The following is a 17,993-nucleotide window of genomic DNA, read 5'->3' as shown; positions in this document are numbered from 1 at the left end:
TCGCGACGCCCTGTCGCGGCGGAGCGATGAACCGGCTGTGGCCGGTCTTGTTGCCTGAACTGCGCCAGTTTCCGGCGGTCGAGCAAGACGAAGCCCTGAAGGCCGCCCGCGACACCGAGCTCGACATGCTCGAACTGCTCGGCATGGCGGCCGGCCTGGTCGCGGTGACCGCGCTCACGCGCTACAGCGTGGCCGACCCGAGCCTGTCGAGCCGCTTCGGCGTGGCCGTACTCAACTTCGCGCTCGCGATGCCGCTGCTGGCGGTCTTCCTAGGTCCCTTCCACGTTCGCCGGCTGCGCCGCGGCCTGCGTGATCGACTGCAGCGACGGGGGCGCCCATGACCACCATCCAGATGGTGGGCGCGGGCCTCTTTGCGGTGGCCCTGGTCCACACCTTTTCGACCAAGTTCTTCGAGCGCATGGCGCATCGCCGGCCCGACCACGCCGGCGTCTGGCACCTGCTGGGCGAAGTGGAGGTCGTGTTCGGCTTCTGGGCGATGGTGCTGGTCGTGGCGATGATGGCCACGCAAGGGCGCGAGACGGCGACGGCGTACCTGGACTCGCGCAACTTCACCGAGCCCATGTTCGTCTTCGCGATCATGGTCATCGCCGGCAGCCGCGCGGTGCTGCAGATGGCGCGCGACAGCGTCCACACGATCGCACGCTTCGTCCCGCTGGGCGGGGGCATGGCCTTCTACTTCGTGGCGCTGGCATTCGTTCCCTTGCTGGGCTCGCTCATCACGGAGCCGGCGGCGATGACGCTGGCGGCCATGATGCTCAGAGACCGCATCTTCAGCGTCGGCGGCGTCTCGCAGAAGCTCAAGTACGCGACGCTCGGCGTGTTGTTCGTGAACATCTCCATCGGCGGCACGCTCACCCCGTTCGCAGCGCCACCGGTGCTCATGGTGGCAGCGAAGTGGAACTGGGACGTGTGGCACATGCTCGCGCACTTCGGCTGGAAGGCGGCGATTGCGGTCACCGTCAACGCGCTCGTCACGGCGCTGGTGTTCCGGCGCGAGCTGGCGGAACTGCCGCGCGCCCAGGGCGATCGTGCGGCTCGCCTGCCTGCATGGGTTTGCGCGCTGCACCTGCTCTTTCTCGCCGGGGTCGTCGCCTTCGCGCATCACCCGCCCGTGTTCATGGGCCTGTTCCTGTTCTTCATGGGCTTCGCGACCGCGTATCCGAAGTTCCAGGACCGGCTCATCCTGCGCGAAGGTCTGCTGGTGGCGTTCTTCCTGGCCGGTCTGGTCGTGCTGGGCGGGCAGCAGCAGTGGTGGCTCGAGCCCCTGCTTCGCGGCATGGACGCCACCACGGTCTACTTCGGTGCGACCGTGCTCACCGCGGTGACCGACAACGCGGCACTGACCTACCTCGGCTCGCTCGTCGAGGGCTTGAGCGACGAGTTCAAGTACGCACTGGTGGCGGGTGCCGTGACGGGCGGTGGCCTCACCGTCATCGCGAACGCGCCCAACCCCGCCGGCTTCGCCATCCTGCGCGGCCACTTCGAAGACGAAGCCATTCATCCCCTGGGCCTGCTCGTCGCGGCGCTCCCGCCCACGCTGACGGCGGTCCTGGCGTTCCAGCTGCTCTGACGGAGGCATCCATGATCGAGAACTTCTGGGTTGGTTCGGTGGCGTGGTGGCACACGGTCACGCCGGAGTTCGGCTTCCTGCTCGCGTTGCCGTTCGCGGTGGCTGCGGCCGGGCTTGCGGCGGCTGGCCTGAGGTGCCGGCGGAAGTCCGGCACTGCGGTGACGTGCGGCAGCCGTCGCGGCGACGCCGGGCCTTGATCCAGCGCGTCGCCGGTCAGGCGGACGAGCCTTACCATCGTGGGCATTCACGATCGAACGCCCTCGATGAGCAACGCCACCACGCCGTCTTCCAGCCTGCTGGCCAACCTGCGCGGCGAACTGATGCGCCACGCGCCGTTCGCGCAGATGCAGCCGGAGCAGGTCGACCGCTTCATCGCGCAAGCGCAGCAGGCCTACTTCGCGCCTGACGAGACGGTGCTCGCCCCCGATTCCGGCGTCGTCGAGCACCTGCTCTACATCCGCCAGGGCAGCGTGACGGGGCGGCGCGGCCTGGCCGATCAGGCCGGCGGCTTCCAGTACGAGGCGGGGGACCTGTTCCCGGTCGGCGCGGTGATGGGCGCGCGCGCCGTCACGGCCACCTACCAGGCGCAGGAAGACACCTTCTGCCTGATGCTGCCGGTCGCCGCCATGCACGCGCTGGCCGCGCAGAGCGCGCCCTTCGCCGACTTCCTGAACCGTCGCGTCATGCAGTTCCTCGAGCTCTCGCGCCGCACGCTGCAGGCGGCCTACGCTTCGCAGACGCTGGCCGAACAGTCGCTCGAGGGGCCGCTGGGCTCGCTGCCGCGCAAGCCGCCGGTGTGCGTGGCACCCGAGACACCGCTGGCGCAGGCGCTGGCCACCATGCACGAGCGGCGCATCGGCTCGGTGCTGGTGGCCGACGCCGCCGGCGCGCCGCTGGGCATCCTGACGCGGCACGACATCCTGGGCCGCGTGACGCTGCCGCAGCTGCCGCTGGCCACGCCGATCGAGGCAGTGATGACGGCGCCGCTGCGCACGCTCACCGTGGCCGACACCGCGCAGGACGCGGCGCTGCTGATGTCGCGCCATGGCATTCGCCACGTGCCCATCCTCGAGGGCGGCCGGGTCGTCAATATCGTCTCCGAGCGCGACCTGTTCGCGCTGCAGCGCCTGTCGCTCAAGCAGGTGAGCACGGCCATCCGCGCGGCGCCTGACGTGGCCACGCTGCGCCAGTCGGCCGCCGACATCCGGCGCTTCGCGCGCAGCCTGCTCGGCCAGGGCGTGCGCGCGCGCCAGCTCACCGAGCTGATCAGCCACCTCAACGACCTGCTCGCCGAGCGGCTGGTGACGCTCGTCGCGCAGCAGCGTGGCCTCGACCTGGCGCGCGCCTGCTGGCTGGCCTTCGGCTCCGAAGGGCGCGGCGAGCAGACCATCTCGACCGACCAGGACAACGGCCTGGTGTTCGACAGCGACCACCCCGATCGCGACCGGCCGGCGTGGCTGGAGTTCGCGCGCGAGGTCAACGAAGGGCTCGACCAGTGCGGCTACCCGCTGTGCAAGGGCAACGTGATGGCGAGCAACCCCGAGTGCTGCCTGACGCCGGCCGAATGGCTGCAGCGTTTCGGGCACTGGATGGAGCACGGCGCGCCCGAAGACCTGCTCAAGGCCAGCATCTTCTTCGACCTGCGCGCCGTCGCCGGCCGCGAGGAACTCGCCGCGCCGCTGCGCGATCTGCTCACGCAGCGCGCGCCGCAGCTGCCGCGCTTCATGAAGCAGCTGGCCGACAATGCGCTCACGCACCGCGCGCCGCTGAATTGGCGCGGCGCGATCGACGTGAAGGCGCTGGGCGGCCGCGAGGTGATCGACCTGAAGCTGCAGGGCACGGCGATCTTCGTCGACGTGGCGCGCCTGTACGGGCTGGCGCATGGCGCGGCCGTCACCGGCACGCGGGCGCGGCTCGAGGCGGTGGGCCGGGCGCTCGCCCTCGAGCCGCAGGAGAGCGAGTCCTGGGTCGGCGCCTTCGAGTTCCTGCAGTTGCTGCGGTTGCAGGTGCAGCTCGATGCCGACAGCCGCGAGGCCGTGAACGCATCCGACGGCAACGCCAACCTGGTCGACGTGGGCGCGCTGAACGACATCGACCGCCGCATGCTCAAGGAAAGCCTGCGCATCGCGCGGCGCCTGCAGCAGCGCATGGAACTGGACTACCAGCGATGATGGGCTGGTTCTCGAGGCGTGGCGCGGCGCCGGCCGATGAAGGGCGCTGGGTGGTGCTCGATGTCGAATCCAGCGGGCTGGATGCCTCGCGCGACCGCCTGCTCGCCATTGCCGCCATCGCCTTGCGCCGAGAAGCTGGCGCGCCACGCATCACGCTCGGAGACAGCTTCGAGGTGGTGCTGCGCCACGAGGCCGCACCGGTGGACAAGGCCAACATCCTGCTGCACGGCATCGGCGTGGGCGCGCAGGGCCAGGGCGTGGAAGCCGCGCAGGCGCTGGCCGAGTTCGAGCGCTGGGTGGGTGCCTCGCCGCTGATCGGCTTTCACGTCGCCTTCGACGAGGCGCTGATCCAGCGTGCGATGCGCGCTGCGCTGGGCCGACGCCTGGCCAACCCGTGGATCGACCTGGCCGATGTTGCGCAGGTGGTGCGGCCCGACGTGTCGGGCCGATCCCTGGACGACTGGATGGCGGCGCTCGGCGTGCAATGCGCGGTGCGTCACCAGGCGGCCGCCGACACGCTGGCCACTGCCGAACTGCTGCTCAAGCTGTGGCCGAAAGTGCTCGACCAGCGCGAGGGGGACGACTGGCACGCCTTGTCGCGCCTGGCAGCGCAGCGGCGCTGGCTGCCGCGCTGAACCGCTCAGCCCTGCAGGTTGCTCAGGAACTTGCCTGCGAACTGGGCTGCCGGGCCGCCGCCACGTGCATTGGCGATGTAGGCCACGGCCCGCTCCAGAGCGATCCGCAATTGGTCGGCGTCGGTCGCGCGCTCCATCCGCAAGGCCAGGGTCTCGGCCTCCGGGCCGAGCAGGTCGTTGATGGCGCGCACCGCGTCGCGGCGCGTGGCCTCGAATTCGACGAGCGCCATGCCCGATGCGGGCGCCGGCGCCGCCGGGGCGCCGCCCGCCAACGGGGCCGGGATCGTGTCCTTGACCGGCGCGGATTTGGTGACCACGACCTCGATGAGCCCCGCTTCCAGCAAGGCCTGCAGCGTTTCGTCGGCCTGCTGCACGAGCTTGCCGAGTTCAGCGGCGCTGCGCTTGCCGTCGACGAGGATCAGCGTCGAGCGCGCGCGGGGAGTCAGCCTGCGAGCTCGGGTCTCGATCTCGTTCTGGCCGTCTGCGGTCTTGGAGTAGATGGTCGCCATAGGACAGGGCGCATGTTACAGAAAACTGACCCCGGGCTGACGCAGAAACGCGTCATCCCCCGTCATCTGCGTGTCGTGTGGCACATCTCGCTGCGCCTTGGGATGGCGTCGGCCAGGCGCGGACGGCCCTCAGAGGTCGATCGGCCACTGGTGGCCGCATTTGCGGCAGCGCACCTGCAGGCGGTTGGCGGCGACGTTCTCGTCGATCAACTCCAGGCGCGCATAGGTGTCGCAGTGCGCGCAGGTGGCCTGGTTGGCAACGAACTCGGCGTGGTTGAGCAGGTAGAGGTAGCGCCGCAGCGCCAGCAGGCCGATGGCGGCGCTGGCGGCGGCTGCGGCGAGCACCTGCAGCTGATCGCCCAGGGCCGCCCGCGCGCTGTACGCCTCGGCACAGCCGAGCAGGCCCAGGGTGGCCAGCAGCAGCAGCACGAGGTTGGCGTGGCTTTGCAGCAGCTCCCGTTCGTACCACTTCCGGAAACCGATGCGACGGATCGTCTTGCCTGCACTCATCGCGAGCACTCCGCTGGCGGGCCGTGATGCGTGGCCGCTTCGCCCATCTTCGCACGCCCGGCGGGTTGCTGCAGGCGCGCTCAGGCCAGGAAGGATTCGATCCGTCGAGCCAGCGCCTCGGGCTGGTCGTGGTGCAGCATGTGCCCGGCCGGCGAGAGCCGGTGCCGCTCGACCTGCGCCACCGCCGCCAGCCGCTCGTCGAACTCGCTGCGCGGGTAGCGGTGGCCCCACCACTTCTCGATGTCGGTGCGGTCGCCGTCCACCCACAGCAGCGGCGCACGGACCTGCTTCCAGCAGGCCAGCACCTCGTCCACCCGATAAAGCATCGGATTGGTGCGCTTGTGCGCCGGGTCGCCGAGGATCTCCCACTGCCCGTCGGCACCCTGGCGTGACCAGTGCGGCGCCAGCCAGGCTGCCTTGTCCTCGGGCAGCAGCGGGTTGGTCTTGCGCAGCCGCGCGGCCACCTCGGCCACGCTGGCATAGCGGCGCAGTTCGGCCGGCTCGCGCAGTTCGTCGAGCCACTGCCGGTAGCGCTTGGGCGCCTGCGCCGGCACGGTCTGCGGCATGCCGAAACCCTCGAGGTTGATCAGCCGACGGATGCGCTCGGGCCGCACGCCGGCATAGATCATCACCACGTTGCCGCCCATGCTGTGGCCGAGCAGGTCGACCGGCTGGCCGGCCAGGCCGAGCTCCGGGTGTTCGAGCAGCGCGTCCAGGTCGCCGAGGTAGTCGGGGAACCAGTAACTGTCGCCGCCGCCGCTGTCGCTCAGGCCGAAGCCGCGCCAGTCGGCGGCGATCACGTAGCGATCGTCGGCCAGTGCGTCGACCATGAACTGGAACGAGGCCGCCACGTCCATCCAGCCGTGCAACAGCACCAGCGGCGGTCGCTCGGGCGTGGCGAGCGCCGGGTCGCCCCAGGCGAGCAGGTGGTAGCGCAGGCCGCGCACGGTGACGAACAGGCTGCGTGCCGGGCGGCTCGCGACGTAGACGGGGGAGCTCATGCAACGGACTCTAGTGGCATTCGACGCCGCTCGCTGTCGATGGCGGGACAGTGCTGTCCGACTCCATGGACAATGGCGCGCATGAGCGCTTCACCCCCTTTCACCCTGCGCGCCGCCGAGCTGCGCGATGTCGATGCCATCGTCGGCCTGATCCGCGAGCTGGCCGAGTTCGAACAGCTGACCCACCTGCTGCAGGTGACGCCGCAGACGCTGCGCCCGCACCTGTTCGGCGACAAGCCCGTGGTCGAGGCGCTGGTCGCCGAGGTGGACCGCAACGTGGTCGCCTTCGCGCTGTTCTTCACCAACTTCTCCACCTTCCTGTCGCGCCCAGGGCTGTACCTCGAAGACCTGTACGTGCAGCCCGCGCAGCGCGGCAGCGGCATCGGCCAGGCGCTGCTGGCGCGGCTGGGCGCCATCGCGGTGGCGCGCGGCTACGGCCGCTTCGAGTGGAGCGTGCTCGACTGGAACGAGAACGCGATCCGCTTCTACGAGAAGATGGGCGCCACGGTGATGCCCGACTGGCGCATCTGCCGCGTCACCGGTGACTCGCTGCGCCGTCTCGGCGAGGGAAGCGCGTGAGCGGCGACGTCACCGCGCTGATCCGCTCGGCCAATCAGGGCGCCGAGGGCGCGGTGGACCGGCTCTACGAACTGCTCTACGCCGAGCTGCGCCAGATCGCGCACGCCAAGCTGCGCGGCGGCCAGGGGCCGACGCTGCTCGACACCACTTCGCTGGTGCACGAGTCCTACCTGCGGCTGGTGAAGCTGCAGCAGCTGCGCTTGGAAGACCGCTCGCACTTTCTCGCCTACGCGGCGCGGGTGATGCGCTCGGTAGTCGTCGACCTGGTGCGCGAGAGCCGTGCCGAGCGGCGAGGAGGCGACCAGTTGATGGTCACCTTCGACACGCAGGCCGCCGATGCGCAGCCGGCCTCCAGCGACGAGGTGCTGCAGGTGCACGAGGCGCTGCAGGAGCTGGCCGCGATCGACGAGCGCCTGGTGCGCGTGGTCGAGATGCGCTACTTCGTGGGCCTGGAGATGGACGAGATTGCGCAGGCGCTCGGCGTGGCCAAGCGCACCGTGGAGCGCGACTGGGAGAAGGCGCGCAGCTTCCTGTACGCGAGCCTCAAGCGTGGCTGATCGCGCCGCGGCCATGGCGGATGGCCGCGCGCCGATGCGTATGCCTGCAGGACACCGCACCACATCCCCATGAACCTGGCCCGCAACGACTGGTCTGCGCTGCTGCGCCTGCTCGACGAAGCGCTCGAGCTTCCGCCGGCCGAGCGCGAGGCCTGGCTGGCCGCGCGCGAGGCGTCGCTGGGCGCGCTGGCTCCGGCGCTGCGCCAGTTGCTCGACGAGCGGCGCGCGATCGAGACCGGAACCTTCCTGCAGGCGCTGCCGGTGCTGGCGGCCGCGCCGGCCTCAGCCGGCCTCGCGATGGGCCAGCACATCGGGCCCTACGCGTTGCTTCGCGAGCTCGGCCAGGGCGGCATGGCCAGCGTGTGGCTGGCCGAACGCGCCGACGGCGCGCACCGGCGCGAGGTGGCGCTCAAGCTGCCCTGGCTGGGCGCGCGCGCCCGCGTCATCGGCGAGCGCTTCGCGCGCGAACGCGAGATCCTTTCGGCGCTGACGCACCCGCACATCGCCTCGGTGCTCGATGCCGGCCTGGACGGCGCGCAGCCCTGGCTCGCGCTCGAGTACGTGCAGGGCGAGCCGATCACCGCGCATGCGGCGAAACAAGCGCTGCCCACGGCGGCGCGGCTGCGCCTGTTCCTGCAGGTGCTGCAGGCGGTACAGCATGCGCACGCTCAACTCGTCATCCACCGTGACATCAAGCCGGCCAACGTGCTGGTCGACGAGCGCGGGCAGGTCAAGCTGCTCGATTTCGGCGTGGCCAAGCTGCTGGACGACGACGGCGCCACGCAGGACACCGAGCTCACCCAGCTCGGCGGCCGCGCGATGACGCCGCAGTACGCCTCGCCCGAGCAGGTCGCCGGCCAGACGCTGGGCACCGCCAGCGACGTCTACTCGCTCGGCGTGCTGCTTCACGAGCGCCACCGGCCGCTGCGCGGCCATACACCATCAAGCGCGCCATGCCCGCGGCGCTGGAAGTCGATGGCGCCCAGCGCGATGGCGGTGGACCCGGCCACGGCCCGCGCGCTGCGCGGCGACATCGACACCATCGTGATGAAGGCGCTGGCCGCGTTGCCCGCCGATCGCTACAGCTCGGCGGAGTCGATGGCGCAGGACATCGAGCGGAACCTGCAATCGATGCCCATCCAGGCGCGCCCGGCGAGCCTGGGCTACCGGCTGCGCAAGGCGCTCGTCCGGCATCGTGTGGCCTATGGCGTCGCTTCGGCGCTGTCGATCACGCTCGCGGCGGGACTCGCTGCCACGGCCTGGCAAGCGCGCGAGGCGCGTGTCGAGGCCGCCCGTGCCGACCGGGCCAAGCGATTCGTGCTCTCGATCTTCCAGTCGGCCGACACCGGTGCCGGCAGTGGCGCGGCCACCACGGCACTGGACCTGCTGCGGCAGGCGCGCGCCAAGGTGGACAGCGACTTCCGCGACGACGTGGCCGCCCAGGTCGAGCTGCAGACGTCGATCGCCTCCGGCCTCATCGGATTCGGGCAGGAGAGCGAGGCTGTCGGTCTGCTCGAGGGGGTCGTGCAGCTGGCGACACAACGACTCGGTCAGAGCGATCGCCTGACCGTCCAGGCCCGGCGCGTTCTCGGCGAAGGGCTGGCCACGCAGGCCCGCAGCGCCGACGCCATCGTGCATCTGCGCGAAACCCTGGCGCAGGCGCGCCGGCTCGACGACTCCACGCTCATCGTCGAATCGATGCAGTGGCTCAGCCGCAGCCTGATCCTCTCCGGCTCGAACGACGAGGCCGTGTCGATGGCCCGCGAGGCGACGGCGATCGCCGACCGTGAGGCGGCAAGGATCGATCCGACGACGCGCCTGTACGCCTGGGCCTGGCTGGCCAACGCGCTGAGCTCCGCGCGCCGCCCCGGCGAGCTCGACGCGGCGCTGAAGGCGGAGGCGCTGGCGAAGCAGATCTTCGGCACGCGCGAGGTGCAACCGCTGATCGCCAACCACCTGGCGGTGGGCAATGCCTATCTCGCGGAAGGCCGCTATGCCGAAGCCGTTGCGACCCTGGGCGACAGCGCCGCGCGGATGAAGGCGCTGCTCGGCGCGCAGCACCGCGATGTTGCCGCGGCCTTCGGCTTCCTCGGCCGGGCGCAGCGCGACCACGGTCAGCCCGACGCAGCGCTCGACAGCCTGCGGACGGGCCTGAAGGCGACGGGGTCGGGCGATTCGAAGAACTCGGCGCTGCATCGTGCGGTGTCGGAACAGGTCATGGGCGATGCCCTGAATGCGCTGGGCCGCCACGACGAGGCCTTGGCGGCCGTGCAGCGATCCTTGCAGGCTTACGAGCAGGCCGCCGGCGCGAACAGCCCGCTGGCGCGCAACGCGTACCTCACGCAGTCGATGGCCTTGGCGGGTCTGGGCCGGCTCGCCGAGGCGGAGCGCGAACTGCGGGCGCGGCGCGCCGGGCTCGATCCGAAGCAGGCATTGGTGGTCGCCCGATTCGACAACCAACTGGCGGCCGTGCTGGCCGCGAGCGATCGCGCCGAGGAGGCGCTGGCGCTGGCGCGCGAGGCGTCTGTCAAGCTGCGCGCAGCGGCACCGCCAGTCGCGGCTAGCTCGGCGCTGGCCGTGGCCCTGGCGCAGCTGGCCGCAGGCCATGCGCGAGACGCCATCGCCACCGTGGAGCCGTTGCTGGCCACACTTCAGGCGAATCAGCACGCCGATTCGCCCCTGCTGGCCGAAGCGCGCTGGCTGCTTGGGCAGGCCCTGCTTGCAGATCACCGAGCCGAAGCGGCCGAACCGCCGTTGCGCCAAGCACGCGATGCCTGGCAGCGGCTGAATCCGCAGGGCCGGATGGCCGACCGAACGCAGGTGGAACACGCACGGGCGATGCGCGCCCTGGGCCGCCCGGAACGATCGCCCGGGCTGCGGGCTGCCGCATCGCGCCTGGCTTGCCTCCCCTTCAAAGACGATCGGGCCGCCGCGACACGCTGGTGATCGCGGCGGCGAGCCCGCGCCTTCAGCCTTGCGCGCCGCACGTCGACGTCGCGTCGTCTTCGCTCATCGATGGCCAATGGCGGATGGGCGTGTGCGATTGCGTATTCCTGGTCAGACCCCTCCATGGCGGGGCTCCACACCAGGGAGAACACGATGGACACCACACGACTGCAGCAGCTTCGGCGGGCCTGGCTCGCGGCCGGCTGCGGCGCGATGCTGCTCGGTGCCTGCGGCGGCGGCTCGGACGGGGGCGGTACGCCGGCCCCGGCGCCCGCGCCCGCACCCGCACCCGCACCTGCACCTGCACCTGCACCTGCACCTGCACCCGCACCCGCACCCGCACCGATGCCCGCGCCGACGTGGTCCGCCGCGTCCTTGCTGGGCGCAGGCCCGGTGCCGATCGACGCGCGTCCGCAACTGGCGGTCAACGCGGCCGGCGATGCCGTCGTGGTGTGGTCGCAGTGGGTGCAGGGGCGCTATGCGGTGTTCGGCAGCAGCTTCCACGCAGGCGGCTGGAGCCTGCCGCAGCAGATCCGCGCGAGCATCGGTGACGCGGTCGTGCCGCTCGTGGGCATCGATGCCGCGGGCAACGCAGTGGTGGCCTGGCGCGACTCCGACAGCGATGGCACGCCCGGCCAGACCCACGCGATGTGGTCGGCACGCGGCACGCGCGGCGGCGACGGCTCCGTCACCTGGACGGCCGGCTTCAAGCTGCCCGCCAACCGCGAGGCGCTGGACGGCTATGCGCTCGCCGTGTCGCCCGACGGGCTGGCGACGCTCGCCTGGCGCGAGTTTCGGCCCGCGGTGGGGGACCTGTCGGCGCAGCGCAACCTCGTCGTGGCCGAAGGCGATGGCACGACTTGGTCGCCAGTCGGACTGGTCGAGTCGGCGGACGGCGACGTGGACCATCCGGCCATCGCCGTCGGCGCTGGCGGTGACACCGTGCTCGCCTGGGAACAGGCCAGCGACAGCGGCGCGCCGCAGGTGCTGGCCAGCCGGCGCCTCGGTGCCGCCACCTGGAGCCTGCCGCAGGTGCTGAGCGTGGACGGCGGCCGCAGCACCGTGCTCGCGAGCCTGCCGCGCGCGGCGGTGGCCGCCGATGGCCGCGCGCTGGTGGTCTGGCAGCAGAACGAAGGCACGCTGCGCAGCCTGTGGAGCAGCGCCGGGGCCGCGGGCGGCGCCTGGTCGGCCGGCGTGGGCATCACCGAGCAGGGTGTGGCGCGCCAGTTCAACGAACCCGCGCTGGCCATGAACCCGGCCGGCCAGGCCGTGCTCGCCTGGGGCGACGCGAGGACTTCGTTCAGCCAGGTCTTCGTTCGCCGCTACGACGCCGCCACCGGCAGCTGGGGCAGCGAGTTGCAGGCCTCGACCGACGGCCTGCTGCAGCACACCGAGCAGCGCGTCGCCATCGACGGCCAGGGTCGCACGACAGTCGTCTGGCGCGGCTCGTCGGCCAACCCGCATGCGTTCGCACGCAGCCTCGACAGCACCGCGAACTGGCTGGCCGGCCCGGTGCGCATCGACAGCCCGGTCGACGACGCGAGCTTCGACCCGCAGGTGGCCGTCGACGGCGCCGGCACGCTCTTCACCGTCTGGACGCAGTTCAGGGGCAGCGTGGGCCAGGTGTGGAAGGCGACGGCGCCATGAACGAGGCGAGCGCGCTGTGGGAGGGCTGGCGCGGCTTCCGCCGCCTCGCCCTGGTGTGCGTGCTGGCCTTCGTGGTCGGGCTCCTGCTCGAGCAGGCCATGGAGCGCGGCATCGTGGCACCGGTCTGCGCCGCGCACGCGGCGTCGCACGGGCTCGTCTACCGCGGTGTGACGGTGCACGGGCCGCGCCACGCCGAGCCGGGCGCGCACTGCCTGTTCGGCCGCGGCGGCGACGACGAGACCAGCGCGAGCCTGCTGAAGGTGCTGCCCTTCTTCACCACCCTGGCGATCGATTTCCTGCTCGACGTCGAATTCACCGTGCCGCTGTTCGCCGTGATCTTCGCCGGCCTGACCGCGCTGGCCCTGCGCCGGCGCCGCGGCGCGACGTCCTGACCCTCAACCGGAGCCCAGTTCATCCATGAAGCACGAATCCCTTCACCGACATGCGGTGTGGCTCGCCGCGACGCTGCTGCTCTCGGCCTGCGGCGGCACGATGCCGGTCCAGCCGCAGGCAGTTGCCGCTGCGGCGCCGATGGCGCGGCTGCCCTATCGCGGCGAACGCGTCGCGGTGACGATCTACGAGTTCCGCAGCAGCGTGCCCGAGATCGGCGCGCGCGGCGCCACCGACATGTTCAAGACGGCGCTGGCCGGCCAGGGCCGCTTCGCGCTGGTGGAGCGCGCACGGCTGAACGAGGGCGTTATCCGCGAGAAGCAGATCAACGCCGCCGGCCAGAGCACCGGCAAGAGCGCGCAGAAGTCGCTGCGCGCGGCCGAGTACATCTTCGAGGCCAGCATCACCGAGCTCAGCGCCGGCGACCGGCAGACGCAGGGTGGCGTCAACGTCGGCGGGCTGCAGCTCGGCGGGGGCGGCGCCAGCGATGCGCTGGGCATCGACGTGCGCATCGTCGACGCCGCCAGCGGCGAGGTGCGCGATGCCGTGGCCGTGCGTCGGCCGCTGAAGAGCAGCGCCGCGCAGGTCTCGGGCACCGCCACGCTGGTGCAGACGCTGCGCTCGATGCGCGGCAAAGAAGCCAGCCCGCTGGTGCCGGACGTGAGCCTGCAGACCAGCCGCAAGGACAGCGTCGACCAGGCGCTGCGCGGCCTCATCAACGACGCGGTGGCGCAGCTCGCCGCGCGCTTCTGACCATGGAGAACGACATGAAGACTGTCATCGGTCCTTTCGCCCTGGCAATGCTGGGCCTGACGGCCGGCAACGCCGCCGCCGACGGCGGCTGCGCCGCGGTGGCGAAGGCAGCGCAGGCCGCGCTCGCGCAGCCGCGCATCCATGCCGCGATCGATTCGCCGCTCGACCCCGAGGCGGTGAAGATGGGCATGAAGCCGATGCTGATGCACAGCATCGTCATCGACCGCGTGCAGTACAGCAATGCGATCCGCGCCGGCTTCTCGAAGACGCCGCTGGACTCGCCCGAGATGCGCATGCTGGCCAGCGACCTCGGGCCCTTCCTCGTCGAGCAGGGCTGCAAGGCGGCCGGCAGCGAGCGCGTGGCCGGCCGCGAGGCACAGGTGCTCACGGCCAGCGGCGACCTGGGCCGCGGCGAGATCCGCTTCAAGCTGTGGATCGACAAGGCCAGCGGCCTGCCGCTGCGCGCCACCAGCGACGAGCCCGACGTCGACGTCGAGGTGCTGCTCGACGCCGCATCGCGCAAGGGCAAGCCCGGCAGCGCCGTGAAGACGGCGCCCAACGGCAAGCGTGTGCTTGCGACCCATGCGTATCTGTTCGGCGACGCGGTGAAGCCGCCGGGCGCGAAAGGCGCTGTCGACAGTGCCGCGCTCGCCGCCTTGCAAGCCTTGTTGAAAGGGACCCCATGAAGACGTTGAAACTGGTTCTCGCGCGCCGCGCCACTGCCGTGGCGTTGGCTTGCGCTGCTTCGCTCGCCACCGCCCAGACGGGCCCCACCGGTCGCGCGATCGCGTGGGGCGCCACGGCCAGCGTGCCGGCAGCTTCGCCTTCCGCAATCCGCTCGCCGATGGGCGTGCAGCCCCTGCAGTCGGGTGCCGCTCCGAAGGCCACCCCGGCCAATGCACGCATCGCGCGGCCCGATGCCGCCGTGCTGGCGAAGGCGCCGCTGAAGGTGATTCGTGTGCCGGGCTCGCGCGCCGCGCCGCCGACGGGCGCGGCGCTGGCCGCGGCCAATGCGCAGGTGCTTGCCGAAGCGCACGCGGCACCGGCGCGGTCCGGCGGACTGCCGATGCCCAAGTCGCGCCCGATGGTGGGCGAGCGCATCGCCGTGACTGGCGCGGCCGATGCGGCGGCGATGTGCATCCCCGGCAGCACGAGCGCACCCAAGGGCGCGATCACGCCCGGCGGCCGCGTCTCGATGCGCGGCTGCGAGCTCGGCAGCCGCCGCGGCGAGATGCGCATGCTGGGCCAGTTCCCGGGCGGCATGGTCAAGCTGACGATCGAGGAGTGGACGCCGCAGCTGGTGATCGCCTCGGTGCCGGCCGAGCTGCGCGGCGTGGTCGACCAGGACGTGCGCATTCAGCTGGTTCCCGCCGCCGGCTCGGCAATGAAGGAACAGTCCGGCCGATTCCAGGCACGGCGCGAGACGGTGGAGTTGCCCGACTCCCTGTTCGCGAACGTGAACTGCGCGCACCCGCAGCCCTCGGAGTGCAAGCAGGAGACGCTGCTCGGCGCACGCTGGGCCTGGGCCTGGCACAGCGGCAGCGATTCGCAGCGCGGCAGCGACGAGTGGCGGCTCAGCGTGGGCCGGGCCTGGGAACTGGAGCGCATCGAGCATCGAATCGGTCTCGGCCTGTCGGAGCCGCGAGCGCAACCGCACGGCGGCAACCAGCAGATCGTGAGCGTGGACTGGGTGTCGCGGCCCGACGAGTGGGGCTACCACGCGCAGTACCTGATTCGGTTCTTCGTCACCGGACCGGCCGGCGTGCCCTTCACGGCGGGGCTCAACTGAGTGAATCCACGGCCCTGGTGCTGGCGGGGCCGGTGCCAGAATCGGGCGCATGGCTTCTCGCGCTCCTGCCGACCACCACGCCTCCCTGCATGCCGGTTTCCGCTGGCAGGTGCCCGAGTTCTTCAACATCGCCGAGGTCTGCTGTGCGCGCTGGGCGCGGGACACGCCGGGCGCGGTGGCGATCCGCTACGAACACGAGGATGGCCGCGCGGCGCAGTTCAGCTACGCCGACCTGCAGGTCAACGCCAACCGTCTGTCCAACGCGCTGCAGCGCCTGGGCGTGCAGCGCGGCGACCGCGTGGCGGTGGTGATGCCGCAGCGCTTCGAGACGGCGGTGGCCAACATGGCGATCTTCCAGCTCGGCGCTGTGGCGATGCCGCTGTCGATGCTGTTCGGCCCGGATGCGCTGGAGTACCGCCTGCAGCACAGCGAGGCGGTGCTGGCGATCGTCGACGAGAGCGCGATCGCCAACCTGCGCGCCGCGCGGCCGCAGTGCCCGACGGTGCGCCAAGTGATCGCGGTGGGCGATGCGGCCGGGCAGGGCGACATCGACTGGGCGGCCGCACTCGCCGCCGAACGCGCCGAGTTCACGGCGGTGCGGACGAAGGCCGACGAGGCCGCCGTGTTGATCTACACCAGCGGCACGACGGGCCCGCCCAAGGGCGCGCTGATCCCGCACCGCGCGTTGATCGGCAACCTCACTGGCTTCGTCTGCAGCCAGAACTGGTTCCCTCAGGACGATGCCGTGTTCTGGTCGCCCGCCGACTGGGCGTGGACAGGTGGATTGATGGACGCGCTGCTGCCCACGCTCTACTTCGGCCGCGAGATCGTCGCCTACCAGGGACGCTTCGGCGCCGAGCGCGCGCTCGAGCTGATGGCGCGCCATGGCGTGACGCACACCTTCCTGTTCCCGACCGCGCTGAAGGCGATGATGAAGGCGGTGCCGCGGCCGCGCGAGCATCACGATCTGAAGCTGCGCGCCATCATGAGCGCCGGCGAGGCGGTGGGCGACGCGGTGTTCGCCTGGTGCCGGGACGCGCTGGGTGTCACCGTCAACGAGATGTTCGGCCAGACCGAGATCAACTACATCGTCGGCAACTGTTCGATCCGCTGGCCGGCGCGGCCGGGCAGCATGGGCCGCGCCTACCCCGGCCACCGCATCACCGTGCTCGACGACGAAGGCCGCGAGTGCCCGCGCGGCACGCCGGGCGACGTGGCGGTGCACCGGCGCGACGTGCACGGCCACCCCGACCCGGTGTTCTTCCTCGGCTACTGGAAGAACGACGAGGCCACGCGCGCCAAGTTCACCGGCGACCCGGCCGACTCCTGGTGCCGCACCGGCGACACCGCAGTCATGGATGCCGACGGCTACCTCTGGTACCAGGGCCGCAGCGACGACGTGTTCAAGGCCGCGGGCTATCGGATCGGGCCGAGCGAGGTGGAGAACTGCCTCGTCAAGCACCCGGCAGTGGCCAATGCGGCGGTGATCCCCAAGCCCGACCGCGAGCGCGGCGCGGTGGTCAAGGCCTTCGTCGTCCTCGCCCCCGGCTTCGAGCCCGGCGCGGCGCTGGTCGAGGAACTGCAGCGCCACGTGCGCGGCAAGCTCGCGCCCTACGAGTACCCGAAGGAGATCGAGTTCATCGCCGCGCTGCCGATGACGACCACCGGCAGGTGCAGCGCAAAGGTCTTGCGCCTGCAGGAAGAGGCGCGCGCGAAAGTCGTACCCTGATCAGACGATCACCGCCTGCACCGGCCGGCGCAGCGACGCCGGCATGCGCGGCCCGCGGCCGAAGCGCACCACCAGGTCGGGCCGCCCGGCGGTGATGCCGAGCTGCCTCGCCAGCTGCGGCCGCAGCGATGCCACCTCCACCGGCTGGTTGATCATCGCGTTGCGGATGCCCAGCGCGGTGGCCTGCAGCGCGAAACGTTCGTAGCAGCGCCCGGCCTCGACCCAGTGCGCGGCGTCGTCGGCCCGCGAGACGAACACCGCGATGCCGGCCGAGCTGCGGATCTGCTTGCTGTACTTGTCGTTCTCGCTGCCGGCCTTGAAGAAGAGGTCGAACAGCCGGCTGCCGAGCCAGCGCGGCGCCGTCGGGTTGCCCGATGCGCCGGTGAACAGGCCGTCGCCGGCGCGCGCCGCCTCGTCGCGGCCGAAGCGGATCCAGGCCTTCAGTTCCTCGACGAAAGCCTTGTCCTGCAGCTGCGCGGTGTTGCCTGCCGCCACGAGCGCCAGCACCTGCTCCATCGCGGCGCGCTCGGTGATCAGGATCACGCGCACGCCATCGCCCGAGCCGGCCTGTTCGAGCAGGCGCAGCTCGTCGTTGCGCAGCGGCTGGCCGTCGTACTCGCCGCGCGTGCACTGGCGTTGCGGGATGGCGAGGTACAGCGGCGTGGCCACGGCCGGTGCCGCATCGAGCGCCAGCGCCACGCCGTCGCGGCCGGCGCTGCGCTGCTCGGCGCGCAGGCCGAACGCCTGCGCGGCCTGCACCAGGTTCTCCGCCGCGCAGCCTAGCGAGACGAACAGGTGGTGGTCGTCCGGGTCGACGGCCGGGCAGCGGCGCGCCAGGTCGGGCAGGAGGGTGATGGCGCGCTCCTCGATGCGGAACTTCCAGCACTGCGTGTTGTGGCTCGAGGGCGCGAGCGTCGCGCAGCGCACCAGCTCGCGGCGGATCGCGCCGGCATCGCCCACAGGCGCCTCGGCCAGGCGCCAGGTGGCGGCCGCCGCCTGGTCGTAGGCATCGGGCGTGTCGCGCGAGCCGCAGGCGAGCAGCGGCGCGGCGGCCGTGAGCGCGGCGGCGCGCAGGAACTGCTGTCGGGTGGTCATGGACGGCCCCGCGGTGTCGGTGGTGGGCTTCGATTGACGCACCCGCCTCGCGCCGCAGCCATGACATGGCGCAATCGCCGGGGCCTTGCAC

18 protein-coding genes are annotated in these 17,993 nt (G+C 71.5%); 14 read left to right on the top strand and 4 right to left on the bottom strand.

What is annotated here, in order from left to right; translation table 11 throughout:
- Positions 1-26 precede the first annotated feature (26 nt).
- From HZ992_RS16410 to HZ992_RS16390, 5 genes are all read left to right on the top strand, one after another.
- Positions 27-341: a hypothetical protein gene (locus HZ992_RS16410; RefSeq protein ID WP_209382906.1), complete on the top strand. Its 315-nt coding sequence runs from the start codon at positions 27-29 to the stop codon at positions 339-341.
- Entirely contained in the window at positions 338-1,591 is a 1,254-nt protein-coding gene (locus tag HZ992_RS16405) for a putative Na+/H+ antiporter (protein ID WP_209382905.1), read from the top strand. The genes HZ992_RS16410 and HZ992_RS16405 overlap by 4 nt, the downstream gene beginning before the upstream one ends.
- A gap of 11 nt (positions 1,592-1,602) precedes the next feature.
- Complete coding sequence (locus tag HZ992_RS16400) at positions 1,603-1,788, top strand: hypothetical protein (protein WP_209382904.1); 186 nt, start codon at positions 1,603-1,605, stop codon at positions 1,786-1,788.
- A 66-nt stretch (positions 1,789-1,854) separates the two neighbouring features.
- Positions 1,855-3,762, top strand: a complete 1,908-nt coding sequence (locus HZ992_RS16395; protein ID WP_209382903.1) for a DUF294 nucleotidyltransferase-like domain-containing protein — start codon at positions 1,855-1,857, stop codon at positions 3,760-3,762.
- Positions 3,759-4,397 carry a 3'-5' exonuclease gene (locus tag HZ992_RS16390; protein WP_209382902.1) on the top strand — a complete coding sequence of 213 codons (639 nt, stop codon included), beginning with the start codon at positions 3,759-3,761 and terminating at the stop codon, positions 4,395-4,397. Before HZ992_RS16395 ends, HZ992_RS16390 begins: the two co-directional genes overlap by 4 nt.
- Positions 4,398-4,402: 5 nt before the next feature.
- Here the strand turns inward: HZ992_RS16390 and HZ992_RS16385 are convergent, their stop codons facing one another.
- The 3 genes from HZ992_RS16385 to HZ992_RS16375 all read right to left on the bottom strand — a co-directional run bounded on the left by HZ992_RS16385 (position 4,403) and on the right by HZ992_RS16375 (position 6,417).
- On the bottom strand, positions 4,403-4,906 hold the full coding sequence (locus tag HZ992_RS16385) for a hypothetical protein (RefSeq protein WP_209382901.1): 504 nt from the start codon (positions 4,904-4,906) through the stop codon (positions 4,403-4,405).
- A 129-nt stretch (positions 4,907-5,035) separates the two neighbouring features.
- Positions 5,036-5,416 (bottom strand): zinc ribbon domain-containing protein, encoded by a 381-nt coding sequence (locus tag HZ992_RS16380; RefSeq protein ID WP_209382900.1) that lies wholly within the window; start codon positions 5,414-5,416, stop codon positions 5,036-5,038.
- A gap of 80 nt (positions 5,417-5,496) precedes the next feature.
- Positions 5,497-6,417 carry an alpha/beta fold hydrolase gene (locus HZ992_RS16375; RefSeq protein WP_209382899.1) on the bottom strand — a complete coding sequence of 307 codons (921 nt, stop codon included), beginning with the start codon at positions 6,415-6,417 and terminating at the stop codon, positions 5,497-5,499.
- 81 nt (positions 6,418-6,498) lie between these two features.
- Here HZ992_RS16375 and HZ992_RS16370 point away from each other — a divergent pair, with 81 nt between their 5' ends.
- From HZ992_RS16370 to HZ992_RS16330, 9 genes are all read left to right on the top strand, one after another.
- Positions 6,499-6,996, top strand: coding sequence for a GNAT family N-acetyltransferase (locus HZ992_RS16370; protein ID WP_209382898.1), 498 nt, complete (start codon positions 6,499-6,501; stop codon positions 6,994-6,996).
- Complete coding sequence (locus HZ992_RS16365) at positions 6,993-7,553, top strand: ECF-type sigma factor (protein ID WP_209382897.1); 561 nt, start codon at positions 6,993-6,995, stop codon at positions 7,551-7,553. The genes HZ992_RS16370 and HZ992_RS16365 overlap by 4 nt, the downstream gene beginning before the upstream one ends.
- A 69-nt stretch (positions 7,554-7,622) precedes the next feature.
- Entirely contained in the window at positions 7,623-10,499 is a 2,877-nt protein-coding gene (locus tag HZ992_RS16360; RefSeq protein ID WP_209382896.1) for a serine/threonine-protein kinase, read from the top strand.
- Positions 10,500-10,652: 153 nt separating this feature from the next.
- The gene (locus tag HZ992_RS16355; RefSeq protein ID WP_209387309.1) at positions 10,653-12,146 is read left to right on the top strand and encodes a hypothetical protein; all 1,494 of its coding nucleotides are present in this window, start codon (positions 10,653-10,655) and stop codon (positions 12,144-12,146) included.
- Entirely contained in the window at positions 12,143-12,538 is a 396-nt protein-coding gene (locus tag HZ992_RS16350; protein WP_209382895.1) for a hypothetical protein, read from the top strand. The genes HZ992_RS16355 and HZ992_RS16350 overlap by 4 nt, the downstream gene beginning before the upstream one ends.
- A gap of 25 nt (positions 12,539-12,563) precedes the next feature.
- Complete coding sequence (locus HZ992_RS16345) at positions 12,564-13,289, top strand: CsgG/HfaB family protein (protein ID WP_209382894.1); 726 nt, start codon at positions 12,564-12,566, stop codon at positions 13,287-13,289.
- Positions 13,290-13,303: 14 nt separating this feature from the next.
- The gene (locus HZ992_RS16340; RefSeq protein ID WP_209382893.1) at positions 13,304-13,975 is read left to right on the top strand and encodes a sigma-E factor regulatory protein RseB domain-containing protein; all 672 of its coding nucleotides are present in this window, start codon (positions 13,304-13,306) and stop codon (positions 13,973-13,975) included.
- Positions 13,972-15,078, top strand: coding sequence for a hypothetical protein (locus HZ992_RS16335; RefSeq protein WP_209382892.1), 1,107 nt, complete (start codon positions 13,972-13,974; stop codon positions 15,076-15,078). Before HZ992_RS16340 ends, HZ992_RS16335 begins: the two co-directional genes overlap by 4 nt.
- A 49-nt stretch (positions 15,079-15,127) precedes the next feature.
- On the top strand, positions 15,128-16,807 hold the full coding sequence (locus HZ992_RS16330) for an acetate--CoA ligase (RefSeq protein WP_209382891.1): 1,680 nt from the start codon (positions 15,128-15,130) through the stop codon (positions 16,805-16,807).
- On the opposite strand, the gene HZ992_RS16325 is transcribed toward HZ992_RS16330, so the two are convergent.
- Positions 16,808-17,902: an Acg family FMN-binding oxidoreductase gene (locus HZ992_RS16325; RefSeq protein WP_209382890.1), complete on the bottom strand. Its 1,095-nt coding sequence runs from the start codon at positions 17,900-17,902 to the stop codon at positions 16,808-16,810.
- Positions 17,903-17,993: the final 91 nt, after the last annotated feature.

The organism is Rhizobacter sp. AJA081-3 (genome assembly GCF_017795745.1).
In the GTDB taxonomy this organism is placed as follows: Bacteria; Pseudomonadota; Gammaproteobacteria; order Burkholderiales; family Burkholderiaceae_C; genus Piscinibacter.
The sequence above is the reverse complement of the archived record's forward strand: the minus strand, read 5'-3'. Positions and strand labels throughout refer to the sequence as shown.